The sequence below is a fragment of the Coleofasciculus sp. B1-GNL1-01 genome (assembly GCF_040220235.1).
Classification (GTDB): domain Bacteria; phylum Cyanobacteriota; class Cyanobacteriia; order Cyanobacteriales; family Coleofasciculaceae; genus Coleofasciculus.
Window position 1 is genome coordinate 22810 of sequence record NZ_JAVJTO010000098.1, and the last position, 6734, is coordinate 29543.

Sequence of the window (6734 nt, forward strand, 5' to 3'; positions counted from 1 at the left end):
TTTATTATTCAATATAGAGTTCATAGGTACAAAATGCGGGTTTTTCTTGTCGGATAATTTGATGAACTAATAATTCGTCAATTTGAGTGAGGGGTTCGGGACGTAGGCGGACAATGAAATGATAGGGTTGTCCGCCACCAATCAGGGAGTCTTGATTTAGGCGGGTGTTTCCCATCATAAATCCCTGACCAAACACTTCTTGAATACAAATATGCTTTTGCTCTTCGGGAAGATGGTCATCTAAGGGTAAGTCCGTAAATAAATGCAGGTAAAATCGTAATCCCCGGCGCGTCCCTCGCCAGCGATAAATCTCCATCGCCTGACGAATCAGATAGCGCTGTCGCTGTAGGCTTAAAGCGGGGTTGAGTTGCCAACCTACCCAATGTGCCAGAAACGGTAGAAGTGTCTCTGGTGTCATTAAGGGGTCGAGATACGCCCATAAAGCCTCCAGGGATTGTAAGGTGGGTTCAAAGGCTTGCTCGAAAATTTTCAGAAAGCGACCGATAAAATCGACTTCTTGATAAATTTCGGGTACAAAGTTTAGATATAAGCTATGAGGGCGAACATAGAGATTAAAGCTCGCTGATTCAATATATTTGCTCCCCGTTCCCGATTGGCTGGAATAGACATAAATCTGACCGCGATAATCGAGACGGTGAGCGGGTTTAGCATCCCAATCCTGATTCGACTCAAAGAAATCGGCTGGCATATAAAAGCGAATCACGGCTTCCATGCGCCCCCCAGCAAGAAGTTCCCGCCCTTCCATTCCCAAACGATACCATTGGGAGGGAAAATCTCCCTGGATTTTAATATCTAAGTTTAAGGTTTGATTGCTGAGGTTTTCCAGTTCTAGCAGCAGTTCACTTGGTTCTCCCGGATAGAGAGTGAGGTAGCAACCGCGACGTTCTGTGTCCCGCGTGGCTTGGTTGAGTAAAGGTGCGGCTGACTCGCTTGACCCCGCAATCGGCTGGGGGGTGACCTCTGGCAACTGCATGGAGGTTAGTTGTAGACGTAAGGGTAATATATCGCGAGCTTGTGTCATACTAAATCCAGGTTAACTCCCCCTGTTTTGGTAAGTCGGTGGGGACAATTAACGTTAACGGTGGGGATCGTCATTTGTCATTCGTCTTATGTCTTATGTCTTATGTCTTATGGTCAGGGCGGGTTTTGTTGTTCCGTTATTGGTGGAGAGGGCGGGTTTTGTTGTTCCGTTATTGGTGGATAGCTGTCTTTAGTCCCTAAACCCGCCCCTACATTCCCTAAACCCGCCCCTACATTCCCTAAACCCGCCCCTACACATTCAAATTAGGTAGTCTACTCTATTTAAGCCGAGCGACTCTACATCGTTCGGTCGGTGTATCTAATTGCTTATGCCATGGAGTGATTATAGCAGTGAATAACGACGGTTCAACTCAGTAGGTTGGTGAAAATAAACTCAACTCTATTAAGTTGTGTAAATACCTCTCAAACCCTTACATAAGACGTAGCTGGCTCCTCATAGAAAGTAAGTATGATGCACTCTACTGTTAACTTTTATTGTGCCTACCGACTGATCATTTCTGTCCCTTGCAAGTGCCAGTACTAATCTGTTGATCAACTTCATTAACAATCAGGATAAAGCTGATAAACTCTGACCGTCGCTAACTATAGCTTGATCCTTCGGGTATAAGTGGAGAATGCGCGACACCTATTCGGCTCACTCCAACACTGATTCCGCAAGTCCGATTAAGTTCTCTGTGTCAATCTGTGTCCCTCACTATTTAGTAGTCTGTCTGTGCCATTTCCTTGTCTGTGTACTCTGTGTTTTTGTCAATTCCTTGTAATAATTTTTATCCCAACTTTACCAAAATACATGCCTCCAAGGGAACGTTGGACGGGAGACGAAAACCAGAACTTATACAATGTTTTACCAAGATTCAAGGGGTTTAGCTGTATTGGAATTATTTTTGCACACAAAATATCCACCATAGATAATATACCTGAACATCGCACATCTGGCTCACATTAGCTGAATTCCCTGATAATTCGTAGATTATTCCGGAAACAGAGTAAAAAACGAGCAATTATGATGTTGTGTTAAGACATCAAACAGATTTAAATATTCAAACTTTTTTTTGGGAAAGAATAGTTTGAATTATCAGAACTTGACAAGTGTAGCCCAAACAACCATAAAGAAAGCTAAAACAATGTCTGTAGCTAAGAATACAACAGCCACAAATTGGTATGTCGTGAAGAGTCAACGTGATCTGATGAGTGCGATCGCCCAGTTACGACAGGTGCTGATAAGTCGGATAGAGCAGCGTCAGGGGAAGGAGAAAGAACCGATCGCGATCGCGCCGCCAGAGGAGGAAGAAGATGCTCCACCCTCGGCGTTGACACAACTCTGTCATATTGCCAAAATAGCGCGTTGGCGGAGCCTGTTCCGAAGAAACGTATCGCGCTATTTTGGCAAGTGCTACATGGGTACGGTTTTTGAGGTACTTGAGCGATCAAGCCCCTACGGTGTAAGGCTTTAGCTTGGGTGTAGTACATCTGAATGGGGGGGATTTCAGATTAATCAACATTGGTTCGGCGACTTCCCCTCAGCTATTTTCAACTCAATGGGGTAAGCTTGATTTCTGATAGCCCAAAGCTTGCTTGTCACCCTATCAGAGTTGTTTTACTCACTGCTGCTACTGTAGTCTATCAACTTGAAAACCGCTGTAAATATATATGGGTATGAATTGAGAAGGGTGATTGGCTCAAATGCTTACATAGTCACGGTTTATGCTTCTATCCTTAATCGAGATGGGGGGAACTTCAGCTTAATAAAAAAGCCCGAAACCCTTGCGGTTACAGCATTGCTATTATGGGCAATTCACCGGACTTGATATAATCTGTCATGCTGAACGAAATCCTTCACTTCGTTCAGCATGACAGGCTCAATCTAATTCAAGCGGCTGGCATGTCTCTGGTAGCAACCACATCCGCCCCTGTTTCCAAGGCATTCGCCAAAATCACCTCACCCATTTTCACAGGTGCAGTTAGTTTCACTTGACGCAGTGCTTGGCACAATTCCTGCATTTTTTCTTTAGGAATAGCCATACTCGTTTTCACCGGTAGTCTAGCCCAACGCCCGTCTTCTACCTGTACAGTAGTTGTTACCATACGGCGAGGTTCGGTATGTTCTTGTTTAGCATACTCTTGTCCCCGTTTGCAGTTAAAACCCCGCACTTCGACAATCTTGTTGTCTTCATCTTCAACTTCTAAACGGCAACCTAGAGGACAGCCAATACAAAGGTAATGAGTAATTGTTGTCATAATAAATACCTGGTGATTGCTGATTGTTTATATCATGTCCGGTTAGAATACTTACACCATTGGTGGAGACAAGGCTCCAGGACAGATGGCAGATGGTAGAGGGGAAACAAGTAAGGTTGCCAGGGAGAAGTAAATGATAACTGACGATAAGGACATGATATGACTAGAGACTCCTTCGCCACCCTTGAGGGAACCTGGTTTGTAGGGGCGGGTTTAGGGACTTTCTTTTGGTTCATGATGGTAACGTTGGTACGAAACCCGCCCTGACTCAATGTTGAGTTCACTCCCCCATCTCCCAGACGCTTCTGTCATCACGTCTGGAACATCGCGCCCCATCTGCTCCATCTCCCGCACCTTACTCCTTTAATCTTCACAGGGTACAACATCTACCCGCAAGGTATCTCCGTGGAAGTTCTCCAAAAACCGAGGACGTACTTTGAGATTAACCATCTCTGCTGGCAAAACAAAGCGTAGTTTTTTCTCATACACGTCACCTAAACGCAAGACGCTGTTTTCCATGGGACGCTTGACTCGCATATAAACCGTGTGTTCTCGGTCAGTGGAAATCGTATGAGGGACGCAGTAGCGCACATTTTCCCCTGGAATTAGGCGAATATTATCCCCTGGCGGGCGTTGTTCGGTGACGTAAGCCCCAGCATTGCTGCCTGCGAGAAAGGCTTCCTGGCTGACAAAATCCACTAAGTCGTGAATATGGACAACATTACCACAAGCAAAAACTCCATCCATGGAGGTTTCCATCATGCTGTTCACCACCGGACCACTGGTGACGGGGTCAATCTGGAGTTTCAACTGTCGGGAGAGTTCGTTTTCTGGAATCAAGCCAATGGACAGCAGCAGGGTATCACAAGGAATATCCCAGCTTTGCTCTAAATTTGGGGTAAACTTTTCATCAACGGGAGCAACAGTAACCTTTTCTACTCGGTCTGTGCCATGGATGTCCGCAACTGTCGTGGAAAGGTGCAGGGGAATGTCGAAGTCGTGCAGACATTGGACGATATTGCGATTGAGTCCATTGGCGTGAGGCATAATTTCAAACACGCCTGCGACTTCTACGCCTTCCAATGTCAACCGCCGCGCCATAATTAAGCCAATATCCCCGGAACCGAGAATCACTGCCCGATGTCCTGGCAGATAACCAATCATGTTGACAAATTTCTGGGCTAACCCAGCGGTCAAGACACCGGAAGCGCGAGTACCAGGAGTGCGAATAGCGCCGCGTGTGCGTTCTCTGGCACCCATTGCTAGTACAGCGGCTTTGGTGGAAAGAACGTGGACACCTTGGCTACCGGACATGAGTTTGACTTGTTTGTCAGCACTAATATCCAGTATGTAAGCATCGCTGACAATATCGATGTCCGTTTCTAAGACTTGCTCCAAAAACCGCTGGGCATATTCTGGACCGGTGAGTTCTTCTTTAAAATGCTGGAGTCCAAAACCCGGATGGATACACTGTAAGAGGATGCCGCCTGCTTCTTTCTCCCGGTCAGCAATCAAAATGCGATCGGCACCGGCTTGTCTTGCGCCTAAGGCGGCTGCCATGCCCGCCGGACCGCCACCAACGACCACGACATCATACTCTTTTTTTAAGTGGCTGATTGTGTCTGTAATCATTTGGCTACCTCCTCCCGTTCTCGAACAATCCAAGTGTCGCCGCCGCGTTTGGTAATTTGCGATAGCGGCTGGTCTAATTCTTGCGATAGCAGTTCCATACACCGTCCAGTACAAAACCCCCCTTGACAGCGCCCCATCCCGGCGCGGGTACGGAATTTGATGCCGTCGAGGGTGCGTGCGCCCCGATGAATGGAATCTAAAATCTCACCCTCGGTAATTAATTCGCAGCGACAGACAATGCGACCATAGTGAGGATTTTCTTGGGTCAGGGCAATTTGTTCGTCTGTGGACAAGGAAACAAAATGGATGGGTTTGGGAATGGAGGGGACAAAATCATCCTTGGGTTGTAAGGGCAGACCTTCGTCCCTTAATATATCTCCTACCATTTCAGCAATTGCCGGAGCTGCTGTGAGTCCAGGGGACTGGATACCCGCGACGTTAATAAAGCCTTTTTTGTCAGTAGGACCAATAATAAAGTCTTCAGTTTCCGTAACCGCCCGCAACCCAGCAAACTCAGCGATGCAATCCCTGGGGCTAATACCGGGAACAACTTGTCTAACCATCTGGAAAACCGTTTGTCCTCCAGCGACGCTGGTGGTCAAGTCTTCCTTATCATCGACCATTTCTGCCGTGGGACCCACCATGATCGTGCCATCGTAGGTGGGGATGACGAGAATTCCTTTGGACACGGGAGTGGGACAGGGGAAAATTACCCGTTTGACTAAACCCATTAACCGCTTATCCAGGATATATTCCTCACCTTTGCGAGGGCGAATAGTAAAGGGTTGTACGCCTGCCATCTGAGCGATACGATCTGCCCAAAGTCCCGCTGCGTTTATGATAAAGCGAGTCGGGAATTCTCCGCGATTTGTTTTGATTGTCCAGGTGTTATCTGTTTGGTCAATGTCCTGCACCAGACTATCAGTCACCAGTTCCAACCCATTCAGACAGGCATTTTCAATCAGAGCAAAACAGGCTTCGTAAGGATTGATCACACCTGTCGTTGGCGCATAGAGTCCGGCGATGGCGTCGGGATTGAGGCGGGGTTCTTCTCGGAGTAAGCGTTCCTGATCCCACATTTCCAGACCAGGAACGCCTTTTTCTTCACCTTGTTGTTTGAGTTTCTCTAAGGTGGGGAGTTGTTCTTCGGCTAGAGCGACAGTCAGTTCGCCAATGCGCTTGAACCCGAAACCTAGCTCATCACAGATTGTATCCCACATTTGATTCCCCAACCACTCTAGTTTCCCTTTCAGGGTTTTGGGGGAGCCGTGATGACCGCCGTGGATAATCCCACTGTTGGCTTTACTGGTTCCGAATCCGACTTCGCTCTCTTTGTCCAACAAAACAGCACGGATAGGATAGCGCATTAACTCACGCGCGATCGTGCAACCAATTACGCCACCACCAATGATAGCTACATCGTAAACCATAGTTCTGACCTGTCATAATTTTTTGACTTAATTCTTGTTAGGGACTCTGAGAATAATTAATTAAAATGCTGATAGACTATTCCAGTATAAGAAACCAGGGTTTTGATATTAAACCTATCTAGAAATTTTTTAGATTTATTTAACTAATGAAGCGTCGGAAACTCAACCTTCTACGTCGTTGAGGCGTTCATTGGAGCTAGAACACCAGTCAAGTAAAAGGTTTCCATAGCATAAAGCCCCCTTTCCGTGAAGAAAAGAGGGCTTGATGAAAGAAGAAGTCTGGCATCGAGCTATTTTCCCAGGGGGCAACCCCCAAAGTATCTTCGCCGCAGCAACGTTTCACAGCCGAGTTCGGGATGGGGTCGGAGTGGA

5 protein-coding genes and 1 rRNA gene are annotated in these 6734 nt (G+C 46.8%); 1 reads left to right on the plus strand and 5 read right to left on the minus strand.

All coding sequences use genetic code 11. The annotated features are described in order from the left end of the window. Positions 1 to 4: 4 nt before the first annotated feature. Positions 5 to 1042: a phage tail protein gene (locus RID53_RS24280; protein ID WP_446390546.1), complete on the minus strand. Its 1038-nt coding sequence runs from the start codon at positions 1040 to 1042 to the stop codon at positions 5 to 7. A 1144-nt stretch (positions 1043 to 2186) separates the two neighbouring features. Between RID53_RS24280 and RID53_RS24285 the strand changes: the two genes are divergently transcribed. Continuing rightward, positions 2187 to 2516: a hypothetical protein gene (locus tag RID53_RS24285; RefSeq protein ID WP_446390547.1), complete on the plus strand. Its 330-nt coding sequence runs from the start codon at positions 2187 to 2189 to the stop codon at positions 2514 to 2516. Between the two features lie 415 nt (positions 2517 to 2931). Here the strand turns inward: RID53_RS24285 and RID53_RS24290 are convergent, their stop codons facing one another. The 4 genes from RID53_RS24290 to rrf form a co-directional block, all read right to left on the minus strand. Next, positions 2932 to 3300: a DUF1667 domain-containing protein gene (locus RID53_RS24290; RefSeq protein ID WP_446390548.1), complete on the minus strand. Its 369-nt coding sequence runs from the start codon at positions 3298 to 3300 to the stop codon at positions 2932 to 2934. A 363-nt stretch (positions 3301 to 3663) separates the two neighbouring features. Next, positions 3664 to 4932, minus strand: coding sequence for an NAD(P)/FAD-dependent oxidoreductase (locus tag RID53_RS24295; protein ID WP_446390549.1), 1269 nt, complete (start codon positions 4930 to 4932; stop codon positions 3664 to 3666). Beyond that, a complete protein-coding gene (locus tag RID53_RS24300) occupies positions 4929 to 6362 on the minus strand; it encodes an FAD-dependent oxidoreductase (RefSeq protein ID WP_446390550.1) in 1434 nt (477 codons plus the stop codon). The genes RID53_RS24295 and RID53_RS24300 overlap by 4 nt, the downstream gene beginning before the upstream one ends. 277 nt (positions 6363 to 6639) lie before the next feature. Beyond that, positions 6640 to 6734 (minus strand): 5S ribosomal RNA (rrf, locus tag RID53_RS24305); the annotation flags it as partial.

Coding starts and splice junctions, on each gene's coding strand:
- RID53_RS24295 (WP_446390549.1), bottom strand. CDS start 4,932: ATGATTACAGACACAATCAGCCACTTAAAAAAAGAGTATGATGTCGTG.
- RID53_RS24285 (WP_446390547.1), top strand. CDS start 2,187: ATGTCTGTAGCTAAGAATACAACAGCCACAAATTGGTATGTCGTGAAG.
- RID53_RS24300 (WP_446390550.1), bottom strand. CDS start 6,362: ATGGTTTACGATGTAGCTATCATTGGTGGTGGCGTAATTGGTTGCACG.
- RID53_RS24280 (WP_446390546.1), bottom strand. CDS start 1,042: ATGACACAAGCTCGCGATATATTACCCTTACGTCTACAACTAACCTCC.
- RID53_RS24290 (WP_446390548.1), bottom strand. CDS start 3,300: ATGACAACAATTACTCATTACCTTTGTATTGGCTGTCCTCTAGGTTGC.